At 40.3% G+C, this 22,767-nt stretch carries 25 protein-coding genes; 7 read left to right on the plus strand and 18 right to left on the minus strand.

Annotated features, from left to right (window positions below; all coding sequences use genetic code 11):
• Window positions 1-439 precede the first annotated feature (439 nt).
• From G9H65_RS12585 to G9H65_RS12610, 6 genes are all read right to left on the minus strand, one after another.
• Window positions 440-961 (minus strand): GyrI-like domain-containing protein, encoded by a 522-nt coding sequence (locus G9H65_RS12585; protein ID WP_235927517.1) that lies wholly within the window; start codon window positions 959-961, stop codon window positions 440-442.
• Complete coding sequence (locus G9H65_RS12590) at window positions 936-1,394, minus strand: DUF1801 domain-containing protein (RefSeq protein ID WP_166375693.1); 459 nt, start codon at window positions 1,392-1,394, stop codon at window positions 936-938. The genes G9H65_RS12585 and G9H65_RS12590 overlap by 26 nt, the downstream gene beginning before the upstream one ends.
• A 57-nt stretch (window positions 1,395-1,451) precedes the next feature.
• Window positions 1,452-2,174, minus strand: coding sequence for a DUF2490 domain-containing protein (locus G9H65_RS12595; RefSeq protein WP_166375694.1), 723 nt, complete (start codon window positions 2,172-2,174; stop codon window positions 1,452-1,454).
• Between the two features lie 230 nt (window positions 2,175-2,404).
• The gene (locus tag G9H65_RS12600) at window positions 2,405-2,794 is read right to left on the minus strand and encodes a DUF1398 domain-containing protein (RefSeq protein ID WP_166375695.1); all 390 of its coding nucleotides are present in this window, start codon (window positions 2,792-2,794) and stop codon (window positions 2,405-2,407) included.
• 75 nt (window positions 2,795-2,869) lie between these two features.
• Entirely contained in the window at window positions 2,870-3,634 is a 765-nt protein-coding gene (locus G9H65_RS12605) for a helix-turn-helix domain-containing protein (RefSeq protein ID WP_166375696.1), read from the minus strand.
• Window positions 3,635-3,690: 56 nt separating this feature from the next.
• Window positions 3,691-4,104, minus strand: a complete 414-nt coding sequence (locus G9H65_RS12610) for a hypothetical protein (RefSeq protein WP_166375697.1) — start codon at window positions 4,102-4,104, stop codon at window positions 3,691-3,693.
• A 580-nt stretch (window positions 4,105-4,684) separates the two neighbouring features.
• Between G9H65_RS12610 and glmM the strand changes: the two genes are divergently transcribed.
• Both glmM and G9H65_RS12620 read left to right on the plus strand, forming a co-directional pair.
• Complete coding sequence (glmM, locus tag G9H65_RS12615; protein WP_166375698.1) at window positions 4,685-6,073, plus strand: phosphoglucosamine mutase; 1,389 nt, start codon at window positions 4,685-4,687, stop codon at window positions 6,071-6,073.
• Between the two features lie 5 nt (window positions 6,074-6,078).
• A complete protein-coding gene (locus tag G9H65_RS12620) occupies window positions 6,079-7,230 on the plus strand; it encodes a cysteine desulfurase family protein (RefSeq protein ID WP_166375699.1) in 1,152 nt (383 codons plus the stop codon).
• Here the strand turns inward: G9H65_RS12620 and proS are convergent.
• A complete protein-coding gene (proS, locus tag G9H65_RS12625) occupies window positions 7,227-8,699 on the minus strand; it encodes a proline--tRNA ligase (RefSeq protein ID WP_166375700.1) in 1,473 nt (490 codons plus the stop codon). The two genes, G9H65_RS12620 and proS, sit on opposite strands and share 4 nt — an antisense overlap.
• Before the next feature lie 132 nt (window positions 8,700-8,831).
• Here proS and G9H65_RS12630 point away from each other — a divergent pair, with 132 nt between their 5' ends.
• Together G9H65_RS12630 and G9H65_RS12635 are read left to right on the plus strand one after the other, a co-directional pair.
• A complete protein-coding gene (locus G9H65_RS12630; protein WP_166375701.1) occupies window positions 8,832-9,854 on the plus strand; it encodes a hypothetical protein in 1,023 nt (340 codons plus the stop codon).
• A gap of 11 nt (window positions 9,855-9,865) precedes the next feature.
• Window positions 9,866-11,422, plus strand: coding sequence for an outer membrane protein transport protein (locus G9H65_RS12635; protein WP_166375702.1), 1,557 nt, complete (start codon window positions 9,866-9,868; stop codon window positions 11,420-11,422).
• 4 nt (window positions 11,423-11,426) lie between these two features.
• Here G9H65_RS12635 and G9H65_RS12640 read toward each other — a convergent pair whose 3' ends face one another.
• The 3 genes from G9H65_RS12640 to G9H65_RS12650 are packed head-to-tail and all read right to left on the minus strand — an operon-like array spanning window position 11,427 to window position 13,651.
• A complete protein-coding gene (locus G9H65_RS12640; protein ID WP_166375703.1) occupies window positions 11,427-11,948 on the minus strand; it encodes a shikimate kinase in 522 nt (173 codons plus the stop codon).
• Between the two features lie 2 nt (window positions 11,949-11,950).
• A complete protein-coding gene (locus G9H65_RS12645; protein WP_166375704.1) occupies window positions 11,951-13,060 on the minus strand; it encodes a BT_3928 family protein in 1,110 nt (369 codons plus the stop codon).
• Window positions 13,061-13,072: 12 nt separating this feature from the next.
• A complete protein-coding gene (locus G9H65_RS12650; protein ID WP_166375705.1) occupies window positions 13,073-13,651 on the minus strand; it encodes a DUF1599 domain-containing protein in 579 nt (192 codons plus the stop codon).
• A 150-nt stretch (window positions 13,652-13,801) separates the two neighbouring features.
• Here G9H65_RS12650 and folP point away from each other — a divergent pair, with 150 nt between their 5' ends.
• Both folP and G9H65_RS12660 read left to right on the plus strand, forming a co-directional pair.
• A complete protein-coding gene (gene folP, locus G9H65_RS12655; RefSeq protein WP_166375706.1) occupies window positions 13,802-14,596 on the plus strand; it encodes a dihydropteroate synthase in 795 nt (264 codons plus the stop codon).
• A complete protein-coding gene (locus G9H65_RS12660; RefSeq protein WP_166375707.1) occupies window positions 14,574-15,389 on the plus strand; it encodes an aminotransferase class IV in 816 nt (271 codons plus the stop codon). Before folP ends, G9H65_RS12660 begins: the two co-directional genes overlap by 23 nt.
• Here the strand turns inward: G9H65_RS12660 and mog are convergent.
• The 8 genes from mog to aroQ are packed head-to-tail and all read right to left on the minus strand — an operon-like array spanning window position 15,386 to window position 21,102.
• Window positions 15,386-15,913 carry a molybdopterin adenylyltransferase gene (mog, locus tag G9H65_RS12665; RefSeq protein ID WP_166375708.1) on the minus strand — a complete coding sequence of 176 codons (528 nt, stop codon included), beginning with the start codon at window positions 15,911-15,913 and terminating at the stop codon, window positions 15,386-15,388. The two genes, G9H65_RS12660 and mog, sit on opposite strands and share 4 nt — an antisense overlap.
• The gene (locus G9H65_RS12670; protein WP_166375709.1) at window positions 15,910-16,707 is read right to left on the minus strand and encodes a tRNA threonylcarbamoyladenosine dehydratase; all 798 of its coding nucleotides are present in this window, start codon (window positions 16,705-16,707) and stop codon (window positions 15,910-15,912) included. The genes mog and G9H65_RS12670 overlap by 4 nt, the downstream gene beginning before the upstream one ends.
• A gap of 2 nt (window positions 16,708-16,709) precedes the next feature.
• A complete protein-coding gene (locus G9H65_RS12675; protein ID WP_166375710.1) occupies window positions 16,710-17,675 on the minus strand; it encodes a glycosyltransferase family 2 protein in 966 nt (321 codons plus the stop codon).
• A gap of 32 nt (window positions 17,676-17,707) precedes the next feature.
• Window positions 17,708-18,424, minus strand: coding sequence for a tRNA1(Val) (adenine(37)-N6)-methyltransferase (locus G9H65_RS12680; protein WP_166375711.1), 717 nt, complete (start codon window positions 18,422-18,424; stop codon window positions 17,708-17,710).
• Complete coding sequence (locus G9H65_RS12685) at window positions 18,411-19,037, minus strand: ribonuclease H1 domain-containing protein (RefSeq protein WP_166375712.1); 627 nt, start codon at window positions 19,035-19,037, stop codon at window positions 18,411-18,413. Before G9H65_RS12685 ends, G9H65_RS12680 begins: the two co-directional genes overlap by 14 nt.
• 2 nt (window positions 19,038-19,039) lie before the next feature.
• Window positions 19,040-19,609, minus strand: a complete 570-nt coding sequence (locus G9H65_RS12690) for a MarC family protein (RefSeq protein WP_166375713.1) — start codon at window positions 19,607-19,609, stop codon at window positions 19,040-19,042.
• Between the two features lies 1 nt (window position 19,610).
• A complete protein-coding gene (locus G9H65_RS12695; RefSeq protein WP_166375714.1) occupies window positions 19,611-20,675 on the minus strand; it encodes an aminotransferase class V-fold PLP-dependent enzyme in 1,065 nt (354 codons plus the stop codon).
• A 1-nt stretch (window position 20,676) separates the two neighbouring features.
• Complete coding sequence (aroQ, locus tag G9H65_RS12700) at window positions 20,677-21,102, minus strand: type II 3-dehydroquinate dehydratase (RefSeq protein ID WP_166375715.1); 426 nt, start codon at window positions 21,100-21,102, stop codon at window positions 20,677-20,679.
• A 101-nt stretch (window positions 21,103-21,203) separates the two neighbouring features.
• Between aroQ and xerD the strand changes: the two genes are divergently transcribed.
• Window positions 21,204-22,112 carry a site-specific tyrosine recombinase XerD gene (gene xerD / locus G9H65_RS12705; RefSeq protein WP_166375716.1) on the plus strand — a complete coding sequence of 303 codons (909 nt, stop codon included), beginning with the start codon at window positions 21,204-21,206 and terminating at the stop codon, window positions 22,110-22,112.
• The last annotated feature ends 655 nt before the right edge of the window (window positions 22,113-22,767 follow it).

The raw sequence follows: 22,767 nt of genomic DNA on the forward strand, positions 1-22,767 counted from the left end.
TGTCACTAAAATGACGAAGGCGTCTTTGCGACACACTTTGAAGATACGATTTTTTGTTTGCCATGGATAATAGATTTTATGTTTAAAATTTTACTTTTAAACGGTCAACCTATTTCAGGCATTGACAGATTGTGAATGCCTGAATGACGTTGACTGTTGTATCTATTTTTGGATTCTACATTTTCCATTCTAGGCAGTTGTATACGGAGTGAACATCTGTTCCGCGAAGCGGAATTCGTCTTAGGATTAACCGTACTTCATTTTTTCTTTAAAAAAATGAAATACCTAAGTAATAACATTAAAGTAGAGTGAGATATAAAATATCATGTATTGCTACAATAAATACATATCGGGAAATCCAAAATAGTAATGTTCGATAACTACCAGCTTTGTCGTCCTTAAAACTGTCAGGCTATTACAGGACTAGACATTCTTCATTCTACATTTTCACGGGTATCCAAATCTCTTCTTCCGAGTTTGGATTATTGTTTTGGTATTTTTCGCCTAAGACCTCAAAATGCGGTCGATGATCTAATTCATAGCCCGAAGAAGGCAACCAAGAGTTGAAAATGTATTGAAATATTTGAGGTTCAGAAGGTAGACCTCGGTATTCAAATACCGCATATAACCCGCTAGGTAAAATAATATTGTCCATGCCTGGGGGTATTGGTGCAGAAGATTTAACTTCCATACAGGCCCATTTTTCAAACGAATTCCAAGGAGAAAATTGGGCAAAATAGGTGGGTGGGTAAATTTGAAGGGAAATTAAATCCGATGTATGTATATGCGTTATTTCATGACGTCTTGGCATGAAGTTAGACCAAAGTTGCCCCGTTTTATTGGTTGCCAAGCTCATTTCTTGGTGCATGCCAACCAGTCTTTTTTCTTGGAGTATTTCAATTCTAGGTGTCATGCTTGTGGTAAGAGTATTGGAACTATGATTTTTTAAATATGCTTTCATAGCGACTTATCCAATCCGCCATGGTGATTTTTTGAGCTAATTCAGCAATCAGCTTGAAAGGGATATCATCCATTTTTTTGAATCTGACACAGCTTTTTCCCATGTCTAATTTCGATTTGGCATGTTTCGGATATTCACCTTGAAACCATTGAAGCAGCTTTTCGTCGGCATACATGCCCATATGGTATAGTGCGATGAAGTTCTTTTGTGAGGCAATACTCAAAAAGGGGAGAGGTTCATCTGGTTTACAGTGATAGCCAGCTGGGTAAATGGATAAAGGTACAACATAGCCAATCATCCCATAGCTGATGGTTTCTTCAAATCCTGGGGGAAGATGTTGGAGAATGGTTTCACGTAATTTGGCGATGACCGCTTTACGATCATCGGCTAATTGGTTTTCATATTCATCTGGGGTAAGGGATGGGTTGGACATGGGGGGAGATTTATGTGATCTGTTGAAAGATGTTACATATTTAGCGTATCAAGAAAATTAGTTTTCATTTATTCCTTGGGTAGCAACCTTTTCCAAGGATGATTTTCTGAATACATCAAAGGAAAAACCTAAAACTAAAAAATCTCTTCCAGTTTCATCATTAATTCGGTAATCAAATTGATGTAAATATCCAATTTGTATAGAGCTTGATTGGGTTGTTTTAATTTGGAAGTTCACTAAAAATCTGTTCCGTTCAAAATAAGGTTCTTTGTCTGTGAAGAATAGTTCATTGCTAATTTGTACTTGAAAAGGTTTATTGATTTTTTTCATTTTCCCAAATGAGTAAGAAGCTCCAAGTCGGTAACGAATTCGATTTCTATACCCATTGCTTGTAAACCGTAATTCTTCCCTAAAACGTTGTTCTAGTTTGAACTTGTCAATATTTTGTGAAAGAATGATTTGTGGCCAAAGTCTAAATTCATCATTGTTTTTTGGCAAGAGGAAATTGCCGCCTTCATTGTATGTTTGGTAACTACCTGCTCCTAAAGTTAACTTGATGTTTTTGTGTACTTGAGAACTAAATCCACCCTTATATTCGTAATAATGGAAGTTTGAGTAAAATCCAAGAGATCGAATTTGGCCTTCTGCCCAGATGCTCCATGTATCATTTAAGTGATAATTGCTATTCAGAATATTCCAACTACCCAGCTGATTATTTTGGGCCATCAGTTGAAAAGTTGTCAGTTGAATGATGAATATGTAAATAAATATTTTTTTCATTAAACGGATATTGGTGTCAAAAGGAATGTAGAACCCTATTTATTCCTTACTTAAGGTGTAATTTCTTTGAATTTATTAGGAGTACGTCTAAATATAGTGAAGCAGCTTTGTCAAATTTTCAAAATTTGACAAAGCTACATGACAAAGCTATTAGACAATGCCAACCGACAAGCTAGTTCACGTTAAAATACCTAATCTTTTTAAAAGCAGGCTTATATGTACGAGCTAGACTATTCAGGAATCTTCTCCACCAAGACTTCATTTCCAGCTTTGTCAAAATAGGTACAGGTCATTTGATCCATGTCAATAGCCCATTTTTCTATACCTGTACTGGCACACATTTGGATGAAGGTTAAGAAATCTGTTTTGCCTTCTTGGTGAACAATGAGTTCAGATTTGAAAACCTCCATTTTAGGAATCTCCGCAATACTCATTAGATGATATTTGGCTGGAACTGTCACGCTGTAATCATTGGCACCGTGGTAGTCGATGTGCCCATCGGCCACGAAGGTTTCATAATGGCTAACGCCTAATTGCTTGATGGTTCGGATGTAGGCCGGGAAATCTGCTCCTGATTTGACAAGGCTATGCGCCGATTTGATTTGTTCTACAGTAAACATAAGATGTTTTGTTTTATGTGAATGATGGAACAAATTTGCCCGATTTTAAGCCGTGGTCATTGTAAAAAAACGTTTTTATGAAAAGCGTTTGAAATGTTCGGGCGTATCACCTGTAAATTGTTTGAAGTCCTTAATAAAATGAGCTTGGTCAAAGAAATGGTTCTCGTAACAAATTTCAGTTAAGGATTTGGATTCTTCGAGACTGTCCAGAACGGAATTAAAGCGAATGATGGACGCAAATTTTTTGGCGGAGGTTCCGACCAATTGGCGAAAGCGTTTTTCAAATGGACTGGCGCTAATACCCAGTTTTTTGTTCAATTCCTGGATGCGGATGTTTCCTTTGCTTTGGTATATCAGCCTGACCGCTTCCATAATTAATTTGTCTTGTTCTATGTCTTTGAGTTGTGAAAGTAGAAACAGTTCCACGGTCTGAATTCGATTTAGGTCACTACTCGCCAAGGATAATTGTTCTTCCACTTCACGCACATCTTGGGAATCGAAAATGTCCTCTAAAGAAATGCTCAAATTAAATAGTTCATGAGCAGGTTGAGCGGCAAATTGCCTAAAACCTATTTCGCTAAAGTACACCAAGATCGTCCCAATGTTAGCGGAGTTTTTAAAGATTTTGTAGCCATTTGAAATACCAGAAATTCCTGCCGAAGATAGTTTGTTTTCTTGCGGTCCTTCTATGCAAGTCAATTGTCCTTGATACTGAAAACCCATGACCAAGCCCGAAGTTGGGAAAACCTTGTATTCGCTAGCTAACTCATTCTCCGACACTACATAGTATTGAATGTAGGGTTTCAATTGATTCGTTGGAAAATGCTTCTCGAATTTCATTGTAAAATGAAGCTTTGTCAAATTTTCAAAATTTGACAAAGCTATTTGACTTTTATTTATTGTGGTGGGAAAACAGAGCTTATTAGGTTTGCAGTATCACTTAATTTCCCCAATGTAATTTGAACGCTAGTACCACTTACAGCAGAAATAGGTGTGCTCTTGCCGTCAAACGGTGTAACGATTAAATTTTCAATACCTTGACATAATGGTCCTCCTTGTGGTGAGGAGCTTGCACTTTGCCATAATCCATTGTAAATCATACCAGAAGTTCCTCCTGGAGGAACTGAATAAGATGTTGAAACCCCTTCAATTACAGTAACTAAAGTACCGCTTAAAATTGGCCAACCAATAGCATTGGGATTGTCAATGGTCCGAATTGGATTCGTTAGTGGTCCAGTTTGAACATGTAGAACATAGGTATTTCCTGTTGTAGGAGAAACAAATGTGTATTTTGCTTTTAAATTTGGCATTTTAAATAGATTAGATTCCCTACTCATTAGGCTTTTCAGTTTCCGCCTCTCATTGAATTGACTGAATGAGATCAGTCCGTTTTTATTGTGGTTTCTGTTCCACATGTTGAATTTCTGTCACCTTGGGTGGTCAACCCTTTTTTTGACCTATTCAGTTAAACTTTGTCATTTTGATAAGCAGATTTTCTTTGGACAGGTTTTAAGCAAACATGTTTTTTGTAATACATTGACATTTATTGCCACCAATTGCTTTGTCCCAGACCTAAATCCTTCGCCAATCTACTTTTTCTCCACCATTCCACCCATCTAGTAATCAGCTTGTTACGTTTTGTTTTGGTAAGAAAAATTTAAATTCAGGAATTTCTAGGTAAAATCGCCCTATTAGATAGGATATAGGGGCTTTGTTCTGAATTTCAAAGGATTCTCAGTACTTGTAAACAAAAGTTTAAATTCTTAGGATTAGGAGGGATTTGCCTTAGAGCTTTGTCAAATTTTCAAAATTTGACAAAGCTGATTGAAGCTTTTCTTGTCGCAAATTTGTAAATTTACCTTTCGTTCCACCTTTTAAATCATTCGCATTTTGGCCTTAATTAAATCAATCTCAGGAATTCGAGGTACTATTGGAGGAAAGCCCGGTGAAGGCTTAAGTCCAATCGATGTAGTAACTTTTGCTGCGGCTTATGGTACTTGGCTTCGTCGAAATAACCATCCGTCCAATTCCATAGTATTAGGTCGAGATGCGCGTATATCAGGTGAAATGGTTTCTTCTTTAGTAGCTAATACGCTGATTGGTTTGGGATGGAATGTGCTCGACATAGGTTTGTCGACGACACCTACCGTAGAATTAGCCGTCCCTTGGACAAAAGCTGCCGGTGGGATCATCATCACAGCCAGTCATAATCCTGCTCAGTGGAATGCGCTTAAACTACTGAATTCAGATGGGGAATTCATCTCGGATGCCGATGGTAAGGCTTTATTGCAAATTGCAGAACAACAAGATTTTCAGTTTTCGGAAGTGTTTCAATTGGGGAAAATCACCCAAGATGATACTTTCTTAGACCAACATATTCAACATGTCCTTGACCTTCCTTGGGTGGATGTCAATGCCATTGTTTCCTCTAAATTCCGCATCCTAGTTGACGCTGTCAATTCCACAGGTGGAATCGTCGTGCCGCATTTATTGAAAGCTCTTGGCGCCGCTCATGTAGATGTGATCTTCGGCGAACCTACTGGCCATTTTGCGCATAATCCAGAACCGCTTCCTGAAAACCTGACGGACATGATTGCCAAAATGAAATCAGGTAATTATGACCTGGGTATCGTCGTGGATCCTGATGTAGATCGCCTCTGTTTCATCAATGAAGATGGTACACCTTTTGGTGAAGAATATACCTTAGTGGCTGTAGCCGATTATGTCCTGTCCAAACAAATTGGAAATACCGTTTCTAACCTGTCGTCTACTCGAGCTTTACGTGATGTGACCGAGTCTAAAGGTGGACATTATTTTGCTGCGGCTGTTGGTGAAGTGAATGTAGTCAACCAAATGAAGGCTCAAAAGGCCATTATTGGGGGAGAGGGGAATGGGGGAGTTATCTTCCCAGAATCTCATTATGGACGTGATGCCCTCGTGGGTATCGGTTTATTTTTAACGCATTTGGCTAATTCAGGTAAGAAGATTTCCGAACTAAGAGCCTCGTATCCTGCCTATGTAATTTCTAAGAATAAAATTGAACTTTCGGCTAATCTGAACGTGGATTTAATCCTCGATTCCATTGCCAAAGCCTATCAAGAATACAATGTCAACACGATTGATGGGGTCAAAATTGACTTCCCAGATGGATGGGTGCATTTGCGCAAATCCAATACGGAACCGATCATTCGCATCTATGCGGAAGCTTCTACGGAAGAACAAGCCAACACTTTTGCTCAACAAATTATGAATGCGATTGAAAAAATCGCACAGTCTTAAAATTTATGTCAAATTCTGTCACGCCCATCTATTTGGACAATGCCGCTACTACGCCCATTGATCCCTTAGTTTGGCAAGAAATGCAGCCGTATTTTGAAAATTTCACGGCTAATCCCTCATCGATTCACTCCCATGGCCGACAAGCCAAAGTAGCGGTGGAGCGAGCACGCAAGTCCATTGCCACCTTATTGAATGCATCTCCCTCGGAGATATTCTTTACTTCAGGAGGCACAGAGGCGGATAATACGGTGATTCAATCCGCTGTTTTATATGGCGGTGTCAAGACCATCATCACCTCGCCTTTGGAGCATCATGCGGTTTTGCATACCGCTGAGGCTTGGTTGAAACTAGGTTTGGTGTATCTCAAATTAGTTCAATTACTCCCTGATGGCAGCATTGATTTAGCCGATTTGGAGCGTCTTTTGCAAGAGAATCTACATGCCTTGGTGAGTTTGATGCATGGTAATAACGAGATTGGTAATTTATTGGATTTGAATGCCGTAGGTGCTCTTTGTGAGCAATACGGAGCTATTTTTCATTCAGATACGGTTCAAACCATGGGGCATTATCGTCATGATATGTCGCAACTACCCGTACATTTTATCGTAGGAGCGGCACATAAATTTCATGGTCCTAAAGGTATCGGATTTTTGTATGCCAAAGCAGGGGCAAAATTTCATCCCTTATTACATGGTGGCGCGCAAGAACGTAACCAACGTGGGGGAACAGAGAATGTCTATGGCGCAATCGGCCTAGCTAAAGCATTGTCCATGGCTTATGAAGAAATGGATGCGCATGAGGCTTACATCAAAGGCTTGAAGGCCTATTTTATCGAGGGATTGAAAAATGCTTTCCCCAATGTGGAGTTCAATGGAAAATCGGGTGATGTAGAGAATAGTTTGTACACAGTCCTCAACGTACGTTTCCCACAGGTGGTTGACGGAGATATGCTTTTATTCCAATTGGATATTGAGAAAATTTCAGCTTCGGGAGGTAGTGCTTGTTCAAGTGGTACTTCGGTAGGTTCTCACGTCCTTTCAGCCCTGAACCCGAACGCTACCGGTGCAGCTGTTCGTTTTTCTTTCTCAAAAAACAATACCCAATCGGAGATCGATCGGGTATTGGAAGTATTAAAGAAATTGATTCCCGCCTCTTAATAGGCACGGGCAAAAATAACACGTTGTTTCGATGGATTTCCAGTCAGGATGCATTTGCCTGCTTCCTCTTGGGAATCCAAAGGAATGCAACGAATGGTGGCTTTCGTCAATTCTTTGATCTTTTCTTCGGTTTCAGGACTTCCGTCCCAATGGGCCGACAAGAATCCACCTTCTTCTATTTTCACTAGGAATTCATCCCAAGTATTCACTTCAAAGGTATTAGCAGCTCTGAAATCCAAGGCTTTTTGGTAGATGCTGGTTTGGATATCTTCCAAAGTATCTACAATCACTTGCTCAATACCATCAAAAGGCAAACTGATTTTCACACGGGTATCACGACGAGCCAATTCGATGGTTCCATTTTCGATATCGCGGTTACCAATGGCTAAGCGAATAGGTACTCCTTTTAATTCATATTCAGCAAACTTAAAACCTGGGCTTTGATTTTCTGATATATCAAATTTCACCGATATACCTCTTTTTTTCAAAGCGGATACTAATGGATCAATTTTAGATTTGATGTTATTCAATTGTTCTTCTCCTTTGTAAATCGGCACAATCACCACTTGGATAGGAGCTAATTTCGGTGGCAATACCAAACCTTGGTCATCTGAATGCGCCATGATCAAAGCACCCATCAAGCGGGTAGATACGCCCCATGAGGTTCCCCACACAAATTCTTGTTGGTTGGCTTTATTCAAAAATTTCACATCAAAAGCTTTGGCAAAGTTTTGTCCCAAAAAGTGGGAAGTACCCGCCTGTAAAGCCTTTCCATCCTGCATCATTGCCTCGATACAATAAGTGTCTTCTGCACCTGCAAAACGTTCATTGGCAGTTTTACGTCCTTTGATCACGGGCATAGCCATGAATGTTTCCGCAAATTCGGAATAGATGTTCAACATCTGTTCGGTTTCTTCTACCGCTTCTTCTTTGGTGGCGTGGGCCGTATGTCCTTCTTGCCAAAGGAATTCCGCTGTTCTCAAAAACAAACGGGTACGCATTTCCCAGCGCATCACGTTTGCCCATTGATTCATCAAAATAGGCAAGTCGCGGTAAGATTGTACCCAGTTTTTATAGGTAGACCAAATCACGGTTTCAGAAGTTGGACGAATGATTAATTCTTCTTCTAATTTCGCATCAGGATCCACGATAACACCGTGTCCATTTGGGTCATTTTTTAGTCGATAATGGGTCACTACAGCACATTCTTTGGCGAAGCCTTCCACGTGAGAAGCTTCTTTGGAAAGGAATGATTTGGGGATTAATAGGGGGAAATAAGCGTTTACGTGCCCGGTTTCTTTGAACATATCATCCAAGGCTCTTTGCATTTTTTCCCAAATAGAATAGCCATACGGTTTGATGATCATGCAGCCACGAACCGCTGAATTTTCAGCTAGGTCGGCACGCTTCACCAATTCGTTATACCATTCAGAATAATTTTCAGCTCTGCTGGGTAAGGATTTACTCATAAAAATAGCTTGTCGCGTAATTAATTAGATATTTATTCGTTTTATTTGTGTTAATATTTACACTCAACGAACGATTAACGACAAAGATACGTTATTGTCCTTAGTTAAGCTTATACTTTTATCTCTAAGACCATGAAAAATCAACTTATTATCTTGTCTTTTCTGGGTATCGCAGCTTTGTTTCAGGCTTGTGTGACCATTCAGGTCAGTCCATCAGGAGAAGTTGCCAAGAAGCAATTTGCTTCAGATGATTTGTATGATGCACCTCAGCGTGCGGTGGCGTCAACTAAAAAAGTAAAATCCGATTATTTGAATTTTGATGATAATTCCATCGTGATTGAAGAAGAGGAGGGGATAGCTGAGCAATCGACTTATTTGAATTCTAGAAGTGTCTACAATTACAATAACAGTGTGAATCCTAAAACGTATAACCAAGCGTTTGATAGTGGTGATAATGCAGGTTACAACACCGCTTCTTCTTGGAATAATTGGTATGTTAATCCGATGATTAGATATGGATATGGATTCGGTTCTCGTTGGTATTCGCCATTGAGTTCATACAACATGATGATAAATCCTTATTATTCCCCTTATGGCATGATGAACGATCCATTCTATTTTGGAACCTCATATTTTGGCTTGGGTACGGCATATGGATTTAATAACTACCGTTTCTACAATCCTTTTTACAACCCATGGTCTTCCTATAATCCATACAGTAATTTTGGTGGGGTAGTGTACAATAATTACAACTATTATAATTCTTTGGGTTCTAATGGCTATAACTACAATAATACCACGGTAGACCCTCCACGTAAGGTAAATTACGGTCCAAGAGATGCGGCTTCATCTAACCGAGGTCGAAATGGAGATTCTTTCTCTAATACCCCTCGAAGTGGCAATAACTATTACAATAACCAAGGTTCTAATCAGCCAAGTACCTATTCTAACCGTACGGCAGGTACGCAAAGTAGTGAGCGTTCGGCTGCGCCAAGAAGAAATAGTAATGTAGAATACCGCTATGCGGAACCTTCTCAATCTCGTCAGACCGAAACGTTTTCTAGACCTTCGTATAACTCCGGAGGAGGATCTTATGGAGGAGGCGGAAGCACAAGTGGCGGAGGCGGTGGTGGAAGTTCACGTGGACCTAGGTAATTTTAAAACTTATGAAAAAGTATATTTTAACAATCGCTTTAGGGTTGTGTTTGCCTAGCTTTGTGTTCGGACAAATCTATACTTATGCGAATCTGGCCAAATATTTCTCTACTAGCTATGGCACAGGGACAGCTCGAATGCAGGCTTTGGGAGGCACCTATAGTGTTCTAGGAGCAGATATTAGTTCCATTGCGGCTAATCCAGCTGGTTTGGGATTTTACAATCGTTCGGAGTTACATATCAGTATGGCTCAACAAAATTCCTCTACTAGTTCTGAATACCTAGGTAGTACTGCTAAACAAACAGATGCATTATTTCATTTACCTAGTTTAGGATTGGTTTTAGCTGGAGATGCAAGTACTTACAGCAATTGGCACGGGGCTTTTGGGGTCAGTTTTACCCGGCATATGATCTTTACACAACCCGTGTATGTGTCTGGAACAAATAATCGTAGTTCCTTATTGGATTCTTTTATAGAAAAAGCAAACGATAAAAATGCGACTGGGGCAAGTTTAGACGAAGAATACAGTCCTGCCAGTAATTATGCGGATAGTCCAGAAGCAGCGGCTTACCAAGCTTATTTGATTGATCCTAACGCTAGCTCAGGTGGTGTTCCATTCACGCGCTATGAGCCTAATTTGCCAACATCCCAGGTAGGAGAGGTCGTCAATTCTGGGGCTTTGAGTAGCTGGAATTTCAGCTATGGAGCTTCCTATATGGACAAATTATACATTGGTGCAGGCTTACAGTTTTCTAAGATTACTTCTACGACCACCAGTAATTGGACAGAAGAATATGTTGGAGGACGCTATGTGGCGGGTATGAATTACCGGGAAAACTTATTGACCAATGGTTCAGGAATATCTTTATCTCTTGGGATGATTTATAAATGGAGTCAGAATTTGAGAGTAGCTTTTAATTTCCAAAGTCCGGCATATTTTGATCAAATGAGTGAGCGCTATGATGCGCGCATTAGTCCTACCGTCAATGGCATTCCCTCGTATGATGCAAACGGAGTTCCGATTATCATAACGAACGTACGCCCCGTATACGTTACCCCGAATGAGTTTACTTATCAAATGACTAGTCCGATGACCTTATCAGGAGGATTAGCTTATTTCTTTGGAAAAAGAGGCTTTTTGAGCATGGATTTGGCCTATGTAAATTACCCTGGCATGCGTGTATCTTCGGGAGAATTATCATCTTCGGCCAATCAACAATTTCAAGATAAGCACAATGGTCAAATTAAGCGGAACTTTGAGTCGGCTTTGAACATTAAGATTGGAACAGAGATTCGTGTAACAACGAATTGGAATGTGCGAGCAGGTGTAGCTCAAATTGGTAGTGGATATGCAAGTACGTATGATAGCATTGATCGAAATAGCCTTCAAATATCTGGAGGTATTGGTTACCGAGCCTCTTCCTTTTATATTGATTTAACGGCTGTACAGCGCACCGCAAAAGATGGTTTTACTCCTTACAGTTTAAAAAATGCTGCAGATTATTCTTCAGCCATGTTGACAAAAAATAACCTGCAGTTTGTATTAGGAGCGGGAATATTATTCTAATTAATTATTGTACGGGTACATAAGATTCAATCAACCATAATAATTGGTTAACACTGATTTCTCCGTCCACTTGTATGTCAGCCTGTTTATAAAAAGGAAGTCTTTCTTCAAAAGTCTTTTTAATGGTTGCAATCACCGCCTCTTCGCTTTGGCTTTTATCTAATAATGGACGATTATTTCCTTGTGCCTTGTACAATCTTTTGGCTAAGTCGTCCAATTCCACATTCAAGAATATACTGATTCCATTCTTTTTCATGTAGTCCATGTTATCAAAGAAGCAAGGTACACCACCACCTGTGGCGATCACCATGGATTGGTCGGGTTGGAAACCATGTAAAGTTTTACGTTCTAATTCACGAAAATGCGCTTCCCCTTGGTTCGAAAAAATTTCAGAAATAGTTTTTTGTTCCCTTGTTTCAATCAGCTTATCCATGTCCGTAAAACTAAATCCTAAGTTTTTCGCTAATTCTTTGCCAAGAGTACTTTTACCCGAGGAGGGCATACCTATTAAATAAATATTTTTCATTCTTAATCTGTTGTTATTAAACGTTGGTCTATGTCTTCGATGCTAGGCAGGTGGTAGGCAGACCATTTACCACGTACAGTTCCTTGGTTGAGTAACCAAAGTCCTGGGCTAGAACGAATGATGGTTTTTAATACTTTGGTATCCACGGACATGGCCGGGAAGTTCAGTTGATACTCATGTCGGATGGCATTAACCTCCTCATCTGAGGAAGCACTTAATAACCACACAGCAATTCCTTTTTTACTAGCTTCATTGGCCAATACCGCAATTTGTTTTAAGGCATCCAAATGAGAATGCTGCACATTTGGAATGATGACCATGAGTTTTTTTCCTTTGAAACTCTCAGCGGTATAATCGACGGTATCGTTATCTACCCAGATTCGATAATCGGTAATCAAGGGTCTAGCTTCTTTTTCATTCAAGGCTTGCATCGAAACAAAAACAGCCTGGGTATCGGTAGGCATTTCAGTTAATGTCTCTTCTTTGCCATTGATTTTGTATACATAAGAAAAGCGCATGGCTTCTCTCGACTTCATGTTTTGCGGAATATGATCTCCAATGGCATAAGGCAGGCCATCGTGAATGGGCAAGTAGAAATAGCAGTAAACGCCTAAAGAAATGCTCAATATAGCACTGATGATGACTGGACCAAGGTTTTTATTGAATGACTTTATTTTGTCCGTAAATAATAAACTAAGCGCCAAAATGAACAGGAAAACATCTTTGAAGAAAGAGGTCCATGGCGTCAATTTGATCGTCTCTCCGAAACAACCGCAATCCGTTACTTTGTTAAAATAAGCCGAATAAAATGTCAGGAAACCAAAGAATCCCAACAGGCCTAAAAAGGTCCAAAGCACTTGTTTCGTTCGGTAGTTTGCCCACAGAGCAATGCCCAATACAATTTCCATGCTACTTAAGAGAATGGAAAGGGGTAATGCAAAAGGAATCCAGAATTTCCAGAAACCTTCCATGGTCGGGAAATCTTGGGAGAAAACGTCAAAATACTCTTCTAATTTCAATTGGGTGCCTATCGGATCATTGAGTTTGATGAGACCTGAAAAGAGGAAGATAAAGACCAATAAAAAAGTAGCGATTCGACTGTATTGCCGCATGTTATTGGTGGATTATTGTTGTTGGATTTGCATTTGCTCCTCCTTAATTTTGATCAAACAAAAGACTGCATAATTTAGCATGTCTTGGTAATTAGCTTCTACACCTTCTGAAACCAAGGTTATACCCAGGTTGTTTTCGATTTGTTTGGTACGGAAAATCTTCATTAAAATCAGGTCTGTCATGCTACTAACTCGCATGTCGCGCCAGGCCTCACCATAATCGTGATTTTTATTGCGTAAAAGCTCTAAGGTACTTTCTACTTGAAGATCGTAAAATCGACTTAATTCTTCGGCTGAAAACTCCATTTGTTCGGAGGTTTCGAGCGACTTTTGAATCATGGCTATGATGCAATAGTTGATGATTCCAATGAATTCACCTTCAATGCCATCTTGGATTTTTTGCTCTCCTTTTTCTTGAATGCTGCGTATGCGCTGCGCTTTAATAAAAATTTGATCTGTTAAACTGGGCAATCGTAAAATTCGCCAAGAAGTACCGTAATCTTTGTTTTTTTTATCAAACAAGGCTTTGCAGTGTGAAATTACTTGTCGATATTCGATTTCAGTTTGGGAAGGCGCATTGTCCCTGTTCATAGGAGAGGATTAGTTTACAAATCTCTTTTTTTTCAGACTACAAAAATATTTAAATTATCCTAAATTTCAGCTCATTTGGAAGCTCTTTTTCCATCTTTTCAAACAATTCGATATAAGTCGGGTTTGATTGATCTTCAGATACCCCAAATCATGGGTATATTGAATGCTACGCCTGATTCTTTTTTTTCAGCAAGTAGGGTAAGTGTCATCGACGATTGCTTGGCATTAGCTTCCCAAATGGTGGAGGAAGGTGCTAGTATCTTGGATATCGGAGGGCATTCCACTCGACCAGATGCACAAGCGGTTTCCGCTCAGGAGGAGCAAGATCGAGTACTTCCAGTAGTTGAGGCCTTACGTAAAGCATTTCCTAAGATGTGTCTTTCCGTGGATACATACCGCCTGTCGGTCGCTCAAGCCGCCATTCAAGCAGGAGCAGATTGGTTTAATGATGTAGGAGGTGGGCAAATGGATGAGGGAATATTCGAATGGGTCGCCGAAAATCAGGTTCCTTATATTTTAACGCATAGTGTAGGGGCATTTTCTCAAGTTCATCAAGTACCTAACTACCAATATGTGGTGGAAGATGTCTGGCTAGACATGGCAAAAAAAATAAAGGCCTTACGTTCCTTGGGTGCCAAGGATGTCATATTGGACCCTGGTTTTGGCTTTTCAAAATCCTTGGATCAAAACTATCAATTGATGGCTCAGTTGCATCAATTTACTCGATTGGGGCTGCCACTTTTAGTGGGTATATCCCGAAAATCCATGATACAAAAAGTACTTGGAACCAAGGCAGAGCAGTCATTAAATGGAACTACGGTTTTGCATACGGTGGCATTGCAACAAGGCGCACACATCTTACGAGTGCATGATGTCAATGAAGCTAGACAAGTCATTCAATTAGTGAAGAAATTACAAGAAAATGGTTTACCCAATTTATCATAATCACCACTGGATAGATCCAGATCAGGTATTTGTTAGCATTCAGGATGTCGGTTTTTTACGAGGCTTTGGCATATTTGACTTTTTTAGAGTCATGCATGGCAGACCTATTTTTCTTTCGGATCACTTGGACCGCTTTTTGGCATCGGCAGATAAAATGGGCATTTCCCATATCTACAGCAAAGAACAATTAGCAGGTTTAATTCATGAGATTGCAGCGAAGTCGGCAGTAGCATGCTTAGGTATCAAAATGGTACTAACCGGTGGAGATTCCTCCAATGGTTTTGAGCCTCAAGGAAAAAGTCAATTATTTATTATTCCCAACGAGTTTCAATTCATGGACCCCATCCATGGTATGAAATTGGCCAGTCGGCAATATGTCCGTGAAATGGCGGATATTAAATCATTGAATTATGCTTATGCCATCCGAAATTGGAACGACATTAAATCCCAAGGTTTCGATGATTTGATTTACTATACCCAAGATCATGGTGTTTCAGAATCCTCTAGAAGCAATTTGTTTTGTGTGAAGGACGGGGTTCTGTATACTCCGACACATCATATTTTGGAAGGTATTACAAGAAAACACGTGATTGATTTGGCATCCTCTATCATGGAAGTTAGGGTGCAAGATGTGAGTTTAGAAGCATTTAAACAGGCCGACGAAGTTTTTACCACGGGAAGTACCAAGCGAGTGGTTCCTATCCTTCAAATTGATGATAGTATCATTGCCGATGGGAAAAGAGGAGAGATCACTGCACAATTGTACGAGCGATTAATCCAACACGAAAATTAGGAAGAGGGTGGTCGGAAGGCCTTCATATTGGCTTCATTGCACACCAAAAATGGGCCACCAATCAAATCAATGCAATATGGGATGGCAGGAAATACAGCCTCTAGGCATTGACGAATCGCTTTTGGTTTTCCTGGCAAATTGACAATCAAGGATTTTCCTCGAATACCCGCAGTTTGGCGACTCAATATGGCCGTAGGGACGTATTGTAGGCTCACCTGACGCATCAATTCTCCAAAACCGGGCATCATCTTTTGACATACTGCTTCCGTGGCTTCAGGCGTAACATCACGCAATGCTGGCCCAGTTCCTCCAGTCGTCACAATCAGACAAGCCCCTGCTTCATCCGCCATTTGGCACATGCTTTGTTCCAAAAGAGCCTGCTCATCGGGAATCACCGCATAAACTACCTCAAAATCGGAAATCAAGTACTCCTTGAGTAATTCTACGACGGCTTTACCCGGGATATCTTCATAGATACCTGCACTGGCGCGGTCAGAAACATTGATAACCCCTATTTTAATCATTTCTTTTGTTTATTTTTTTGCTCCATTTTAATGAAGGCTTTGGGCTTCTTTTCCATTGGAATGGGCTCATTCAATAAATCTCGAATCACAACAGAGGCACAAACACCCCCAAAGGCAGCTGGCAAATAGGAAATGGTTCCGTATGCCGACTTCTTATAGTTGGACCCATCCGTCAGTATCAGCGATTCATCTTTCACTTTTTCCTGAGAATACACGGCTTTGATCCCGCGTGAAACACCCATTTTGCGGATACGTTTTCTTACTAAGGAAGCCAAATAGCATTCGCGGGTATCTAACAAATCCGCTGTTTTGAGTTTAGTAGGATCTAATTTTCCTCCTGCCCCCATGGAGCTTACTATTTTTAAACCTAAGTCATAGGCTGTTTTCAACAAAGTCAATTTGGGTGTGACCGAATCGATGCAATCCATGACGTAATCGTATTTTGTTTTTTCCAAGATGTCTTTGGCCGCTTCAGGACTCAAAAAAGTCTCATGTTCGTGTAAGATTAAATCTGGATTGATGGCCTTTAAGCGCTCAGCCATGATTTTTACTTTAGCGACACCGTGGTTGGTTGCTAAGGCAGGCAATTGTCGATTGCGGTTGGTGGGATCTACCACATCGCCATCTACAATGGTCATGGTTCCCACTCCAGATCGAACAATAAACTCGGCAGCAAAAGAGCCAACTCCTCCTAGTCCTACAATCAATACATGGGCATTTTGTAATTGCTGAATACCTTGTTCTCCAATGAGAAGTTCGGAGCGACTCAGCCAAGAAAGGTCTTTTTTACACATATTTAGGATATTTCTTCCTTGATTTGATAATCGGTTGTTTTGTCAGAATTGGTCACCATCAGCTCACCAATGAAGCCAGCTAAAAATAACTGAACACCTAATATAATCGCCACCAATGCCAAAAAGAACAAAGGATTATCTGTTACATTTCGGTATTTTAAGTGCTGTGTTATATTGTACAGTTTTTCACCAATGAGCCACATGGTAATGATGCTGCCTGAAAAGAAAGAAAGTATACCTAAGCTACCGAAAAGGTGCATGGGTCTTTTGCCAAAGGTCTGCACAAAGGTGATGGATAGTAAATCCAAAAATCCATACAAGAAACGCTCCAAGCCGAATTTGGTAACTCCATACTTTCTAGCTTGGTGCTGCACGACCTTTTCTCCGATCTTAGAAAAACCATTCCATTTAGCCTGAACGGGAATGTAGCGATGCATTTCGCCATATAAGCGGATGGTCTTAATGACTTCTAATTTATATGCTTTTAGACCACAGTTGAAGTCATGTAAATACACACCCGAGAGTGACCTCGTAGCGGCATTGTATAATTTGGTTGGGATGGTTTTGGACAAAGGATCAAAACGTTTTTGTTTCCAACCTGATACCAAATCATAGCCATCCTTAGTAATCATTTCATATAAAGCAGGAATTTCATCAGGAGAATCTTGTAAGTCGGCATCCATCGTAATGACCACAGACCCTTGTGCCTTGGAGAAACCTTCATGTAAAGCGGCTGATTTGCCGTAATTACGGGCAAAGGAACTAGCTTTAATACTTGGGTATTGAACGGATAAGGATTTTAATACTTCCCAAGATTCATCTCGACTGCCATCGTTGACAAAAATCATTTCATAAGTGAAATGGTTGGCTCTCATGACCCGATCAATCCAAGCACATAGCTCAGGAAGTGATTCAGCCTCATTGTAGAGAGGGACGACGATGGAAATTTGTAGCGTAGAATCTTGCATGTTGACAAAAATACAAAAAGCTTTTTATTATTTTAGGGGAAGATTAAATAGTAGGGTTTTAATAACTCTTGAAAGTCAGGGTGGTAGTTGCCCTGTTCATCGCGAATATGAATTTGCTCGACCGAAATTTCCATTTTTTGTCTAGATCCCAAGAGCATTTGTCGGAGTACCTTAGCCCCTGGTTTGGGAATAATATCAGTAACCTGATTGGCAAATAATCCTCTCTTTTCAGCTGAATGTAAGAAAAGGCCCATTTCATAGGGAGGATATAAGACGGCAAATTGCCCTGAATCGCTTAATTGAGTTTGGATCACTTGTGCTAACTCTTCTGGAGATAAGTGATCCGCATGGATGGCCGTTTGTTTGGAGCTATCCGATGCCGCTAAATGATTGCTAAAAAAAGGTGGATTACACACAATAAGGTCATATGGATGGCTCGAAGTCCATGTTTTGATATCACCTTGAAACACCATGATTTGAGTTTTAAATGGACTTTGTTCGGCATTTTGTTGAGCTATTTCGGCTACTTCAGGATGGATTTCTATGGCATCTACTAGTAAGGCAGAGGATTTCTGACAAATCATGTGCGCCAATAATCCGCAACCTGTACCAATATCCAAGACATGTTGGTCGTTACCAGTGGGTATCCAAGCGCCGAAAAGACAGGCTTCCGTACTGATTTTAAGACCTGGATTTCCGTGGGCTAATTGAAATTGTTTGAACTGAAAAATGGATCTACTTTCTGCCATAATCCGCTGGATTTTCACCCCAATGCTCTGTTTCCCATTTCAGGATTTGTGTTTGGTAGAAATTACCTTTCAACCAAGCAATGGCCTTATCCACCCGTTGGAATAATTCTTCCGTTGCCGCATTTCTTTCCAAATTGGTTTTAATGGCCTTATTTCTAACCCAAGCGATGGCCGTTCTGGAATCTGAATACAAAGGAAAAGGGCAGTCGATTTTTTTCAAATAAGCCAAACCATGCACAATGGCCAGAAATTCCCCTAGGTTGACCGTTCCAATGGGATAGGGGCCTTGGGCAAAAAGTACCTCTTTGGTTTCGGTATTGACCCCTTGGTATTCCAACACCCCAGGATTACCAGAACAAGCAGCATCTACCGAGATGCTAGGGAGGATGATCGCTTGGGAATGGATGGACTTTTTAACACTGGGCTTTTTAGTCGTATCTATGCTGGCCCAATAGCTCTTTTTGAAGGCTTCTTCTGCAGCAGCACGAAGTTCAAAGGATTTATATTGTGCCCCAGGGAAGTTCTTAATCAACTTTTCGACCTTGCCCCAGGAATCAAAAATTCCTGTTTCATGACCCGCCCAAATGACATAGTATTTTTGCTTTTTACTCATGCTTAGAACAATCGGGTCTTAATGATTTTTATTGCAATGGCAATTAGGATAACTCCGAAGACCTTGCGTAGAATTTGTGTACCTACGTTTCCTAATTTCTTCTCGATCCAAACGCTGCTGCGTAATACGAGGTAGATGAAAATGAGGTTAATAAGTATACTAATGATGATGTTTTCTTCTTCAAATTGTGATTTTAAGGAAATCAGGGTAGTCATGGTACCAGCCCCCGCAATGACAGGAAAAGCCAGCGGAACGATGGAATGGGTGCCACTTTGAATCTCCTCAGCCTTGAAGATATTTCTTCCCAAGGTCATTTCTAAACCAATCAAAAAGATGATCAAAGCTCCTGCCACGGCAAAGGAATTGGTATCTACTCCTAAAAGGTGCAAGATGAACTTTCCTGCAAAAAAGAAACCAATCATGATGGCGCCAGATACTAAGGTGGCTTGTTCGGCATGAATGTTTCCATTTTTCTTTCTTAGATCGATGATGATGGGAATTGAGCCCAAGATATCAATCACGGAAAAAAGGATGAGGGAGGAAGAAATGATTTCTTTTAGGTTGAAGTGCATGTTAAGCTGGTAAAATTTGTATGAGTGCGTGTATATCTTCTAGCGTATGGCTAGGGAAATTGGCAATTCGAAAGGTATTGTTCTTCCAAGTGCCATATCCTTTTCCTAAATCGATTTGGTGCTGTTCAGCCAACTGAAAAATACGATTGACCTCGGAAGTATTTCCTTTCAATGCAAGTACTGTGGGTAAACGTAGTGCTTGCATGTCCACTAAAAAATCAAATTCAAAAGAGGATTGATTTTTCCAGAAATCTTCCCAAATGGCCATTTTTTCCAAGGTTTGTTGGTGTATTTCTTGAATGCTAGGTAGTGTTTGGCTTAAGCGATTTAGTAAATAAATACCTAATACGTTGGGTGTATAATGCGTTTGGAACAATTTTCTATTTTGCTCCATTAAAATGATACTATTATAATGATTTTTTCTATTCAATTTTTCTGCTCTTTCTAGGGCTTTGGGAGAACAGATCAATACGCCTAAACCTGCAGGAATGCCCATGCATTTTTGACAAGAAGCCAACCAAACATCGGCTTCTAACCAAGGAAGTTCAATGCCACCCATGGAAGATGTCGCATCCACGGCAATTAGGCAATTGGATGAAAAACCTAATTCCTTTCGATGGATGACCTGCCCTGTTCCATTGGAAGTCTCACTTTGAACCAAGCAAAGTGTATCCACATCAGTTTTTAGTTCATCTGAAATTTGTGAGGAAAATTCCGACAAAGACTCATTCAATCCAAACTCCAAGCTAGATGCATTAGGAATAATTTGCTCCACATAATGAGCCCATTTTTTACCAAAAGCACCATTGTACAGATGTAGGCTTTGCTTTTCAATCAGGGATTGAGCCACAATTTCCCAGGCCTCAGTGGCCGAAGAAATGAAATAGATGGTATAATCTGCTGGAATAGCCCATTTTTGGTGCAGGTTTTCAAGGGTTTCTTTCAGCAAGCTCTCAAAGCGGGCACTTCGGTGGTTGATGCTCACAATTCCCTGCTCGTACGCTTCTTGGATGAAGCCCAAAGTTTGAGGATAGACTTTGGAAGGACCAGGGTAAAAAGACAGCATGTTAAATAAAGGAGTATAGGCCTAAATCATAACTTCTCAATCCAAAACCAATGATGCTTCCTTTGCATTTTGGACTTAAGTAAGAATGTGCACGGAAAGATTCGCGAGCATGAACATTGGAAATGTGTACTTCAATCACGGGCGTTGAAATAGCTGAAACAGCATCTGCCAAAGCGATGGAAGTGTGGGTATATCCACCTGCATTCAACAAAATGCCATCGTAGGAAAAACCTACTTCATGCAATTTGCTGATCATGTCGCCTTCACTATTGGATTGAAAATATTCCAATTCTAATTCTTTTCCGAATTTATCTTTCAGTACTTCTAAGTATTGTTCAAAGGTCTGATGACCGTAAATTTCGGGTTCTCTTGTTCCTAATAGGTTCAAATTGGGGCCATTTAGGATCAATATTTTTTGTCGTACCATATCAATGGGTTTTGCTTACATCTACGGATTTTAAAACGTCCGTCAAGGTTTAAAATTACGTAATTCTTCTAAATTTACATGTTTGTTTCAATAAAAAGCCCATGTGGGAAAAGGAAATCCGTTCGTTTGGAAACTATTTAAAGATAGAGCGAGGCTTGTCGGGCCATTCGCATGAGGCTTACTTGCGGGATGTAACTAAATTGTCCACCTATTTGGCAAGTAGTTTAGGTGATGACTTGCCCATCGCAGAAGTTCAAGAAGCACATCTCTTGGTATTTTTGAAAGATTTGCACGGATTGGGCATCGAGGCAAGTACGCAGGCGAGGTGCTTGTCGGGCATACGCTCCTTCTTTCACTATCTTCAATTTGAAGGAAGCATACAGCAAGATCCCACCTTGCACATTAAGAGTCCGCAGCAAGGTCGGAAACTCCCAGATACCCTTTCTTTTGATGAAATCAATCAGATTTTGGAACAAAATGATATGTCGACGCCACAAGGTGTGCGCAATCGGGCCATGTTGGAAATGTTGTATGGGGCAGGCATGCGGGTTTCGGAGTTGACACATTTGAAATTGACGGATGTATATGAGGATATTGGTTTTTTGAAAGTACGGGGAAAGGGAGATAAAGAACGATTGGTACCAGCGGGGAAAGATGCGTTTCGTTATTTGAAAATCTATTTGGAGTCGGTGCGGTCGCAGATTCCTGTCAAAAAGGAAGCTATGAATGTCGTCTTTTTAAATCGACGAGGGGGGGCTCTGAGTCGGGTTATGGTCTTTATTATTTGTAAAGACCTAGCTGCCAAAGCAGGCATTGAAAAGTCCATTAGTCCGCATACTTTCCGACATTCCTTTGCCACTCATTTGATTGAAGGCGGAGCTGATCTTCGTGCTGTGCAAGAAATGCTAGGCCATGAATCCATCTTAACTACGGAGATTTATACCCATTTAGATCGGGCTTATTTAAGTCAGATGGTCAGGGATTTTCATCCGCTGAATAGGGGAATGTAGAATGAAGAATGTAGAATTTTGATTGAAAACACCGTCGGTCAGCACGAGCGAAAGTTGATGAACGCAGCGATAGACGAGGTTTTGACCACAGCATGGGCTATGCGCATCGGAGTCAAAAATATAGGCGATAGCGGAGTGAATCACGGTTTCGCGAAGCGAAATTCGCCTTTGCTGAACGACAAAAAAAGAAGTTTTTTTGTTTCTTTTTTTTCAAAAAAAGAAAAGCCTTGGTAATTGATAAAATGGTAATTGGTGAATTGTAAATGTGTTTTATTTTATTTATTTCATTAACATCATCGAATTATTACTTTTCTTGGTCTTTCTTTTTTTTCATAAAAAAAGAAACAAAAAAAACAGAAGAAATACGGTTAATCCTAAGACGAATTCTGCTACGCAGAACCGATTGTCACTCCGCATACGGCTTTAATCTTTGACGCTTAGCTTTAGCCTACGCACGAGGTCAAAGATGCGTCTTCCGCTTCGCTCATGCTTCGTTCCCATCTTTCGTTGGGATTAACCGTTTAATGTAGAATGCTATCGTTTGTGAATAATGTTGGCTGAGGCTCTCGAATTGCGTAAGATGTTGGCTGAGGCTCTCGATGTTGGCTGAGGCTCTCGAAGCCAACATTTAACATGAGATTGCAAATCCCTATTA

Origin of the sequence: Aquirufa ecclesiirivi, assembly GCF_011250515.1 — a bacterium.
Lineage (GTDB): Bacteria > Bacteroidota > Bacteroidia > Cytophagales > Spirosomataceae > Aquirufa > Aquirufa ecclesiirivi.

Excerpts from the sequence above, each read along its gene's own strand:
- G9H65_RS12585 (WP_235927517.1), bottom strand. The coding sequence starts at position 961 with ATGAAAGCATATTTAAAAAATCATAGTTCCAATACTCTTACCACAAGC.
- G9H65_RS12590 (WP_166375693.1), bottom strand. The coding sequence starts at position 1,394 with ATGTCCAACCCATCCCTTACCCCAGATGAATATGAAAACCAATTAGCC.
- G9H65_RS12595 (WP_166375694.1), bottom strand. The coding sequence starts at position 2,174 with ATGAAAAAAATATTTATTTACATATTCATCATTCAACTGACAACTTTT.
- G9H65_RS12600 (WP_166375695.1), bottom strand. The coding sequence starts at position 2,794 with ATGTTTACTGTAGAACAAATCAAATCGGCGCATAGCCTTGTCAAATCA.
- G9H65_RS12605 (WP_166375696.1), bottom strand. The coding sequence starts at position 3,634 with ATGAAATTCGAGAAGCATTTTCCAACGAATCAATTGAAACCCTACATT.
- G9H65_RS12610 (WP_166375697.1), bottom strand. The coding sequence starts at position 4,104 with ATGCCAAATTTAAAAGCAAAATACACATTTGTTTCTCCTACAACAGGA.
- G9H65_RS12620 (WP_166375699.1), top strand. The coding sequence starts at position 6,079 with ATGTCAAATTCTGTCACGCCCATCTATTTGGACAATGCCGCTACTACG.
- proS (WP_166375700.1), bottom strand. The coding sequence starts at position 8,699 with ATGAGTAAATCCTTACCCAGCAGAGCTGAAAATTATTCTGAATGGTAT.
- G9H65_RS12630 (WP_166375701.1), top strand. The coding sequence starts at position 8,832 with ATGAAAAATCAACTTATTATCTTGTCTTTTCTGGGTATCGCAGCTTTG.
- G9H65_RS12635 (WP_166375702.1), top strand. The coding sequence starts at position 9,866 with ATGAAAAAGTATATTTTAACAATCGCTTTAGGGTTGTGTTTGCCTAGC.
- G9H65_RS12640 (WP_166375703.1), bottom strand. The coding sequence starts at position 11,948 with ATGAAAAATATTTATTTAATAGGTATGCCCTCCTCGGGTAAAAGTACT.
- G9H65_RS12645 (WP_166375704.1), bottom strand. The coding sequence starts at position 13,060 with ATGCGGCAATACAGTCGAATCGCTACTTTTTTATTGGTCTTTATCTTC.
- G9H65_RS12650 (WP_166375705.1), bottom strand. The coding sequence starts at position 13,651 with ATGAACAGGGACAATGCGCCTTCCCAAACTGAAATCGAATATCGACAA.
- folP (WP_166375706.1), top strand. The coding sequence starts at position 13,802 with ATGGGTATATTGAATGCTACGCCTGATTCTTTTTTTTCAGCAAGTAGG.
- G9H65_RS12660 (WP_166375707.1), top strand. The coding sequence starts at position 14,574 with ATGGTTTACCCAATTTATCATAATCACCACTGGATAGATCCAGATCAG.
- mog (WP_166375708.1), bottom strand. The coding sequence starts at position 15,913 with ATGATTAAAATAGGGGTTATCAATGTTTCTGACCGCGCCAGTGCAGGT.
- G9H65_RS12670 (WP_166375709.1), bottom strand. The coding sequence starts at position 16,707 with ATGTGTAAAAAAGACCTTTCTTGGCTGAGTCGCTCCGAACTTCTCATT.
- G9H65_RS12675 (WP_166375710.1), bottom strand. The coding sequence starts at position 17,675 with ATGCAAGATTCTACGCTACAAATTTCCATCGTCGTCCCTCTCTACAAT.
- G9H65_RS12680 (WP_166375711.1), bottom strand. The coding sequence starts at position 18,424 with ATGGCAGAAAGTAGATCCATTTTTCAGTTCAAACAATTTCAATTAGCC.
- G9H65_RS12685 (WP_166375712.1), bottom strand. The coding sequence starts at position 19,037 with ATGAGTAAAAAGCAAAAATACTATGTCATTTGGGCGGGTCATGAAACA.
- G9H65_RS12690 (WP_166375713.1), bottom strand. The coding sequence starts at position 19,609 with ATGCACTTCAACCTAAAAGAAATCATTTCTTCCTCCCTCATCCTTTTT.
- G9H65_RS12695 (WP_166375714.1), bottom strand. The coding sequence starts at position 20,675 with ATGCTGTCTTTTTACCCTGGTCCTTCCAAAGTCTATCCTCAAACTTTG.
- aroQ (WP_166375715.1), bottom strand. The coding sequence starts at position 21,102 with ATGGTACGACAAAAAATATTGATCCTAAATGGCCCCAATTTGAACCTA.
- xerD (WP_166375716.1), top strand. The coding sequence starts at position 21,204 with ATGTGGGAAAAGGAAATCCGTTCGTTTGGAAACTATTTAAAGATAGAG.